Source organism: Bacillus sp. SIMBA_074, from assembly GCF_046534555.1.
Taxonomy (GTDB): domain Bacteria; phylum Bacillota; class Bacilli; order Bacillales; family Bacillaceae_G; genus Bacillus_A; species Bacillus_A mycoides.
Genome location: NZ_JAWRYM010000422.1, coordinates 1 through 277, shown reverse-complemented (window position 1 = coordinate 277; position 277 = coordinate 1). Strand labels below are relative to the sequence as shown.

The following is a 277-nucleotide window of genomic DNA, read 5'->3' as shown; positions in this document are numbered from 1 at the left end:
GATACTTTTTTAAAATGGTACATAAATTTTCAGTGATTCTTTGAGGAAAAACAACCGGAGCCCGTGTACCTATCCTGATTATTTCAACATGAGGAATTTCCCTTAAATTTTTGAGGATATATTCAAGGATCGTATCATTGATCAATAATCCGTCACCGCCGGAAATAAGGACATCCCGAACTGCCGGTGTGTCACGTATATAACCGATTGCAGCGTCCAATTGTTTTTTGGGCACGCCCATTCCAATTTGGCCTGAAAAGCGTCTTCTCGTACAATA

At 40.1% G+C, this 277-nt stretch carries 1 pseudogene; it reads right to left on the bottom strand.

Going from position 1 to position 277, the window contains the following annotated elements:
* A pseudogene (locus tag SB773_RS31410) lies at positions 1 to 277 on the bottom strand (lysine 2,3-aminomutase); the annotation flags it as partial.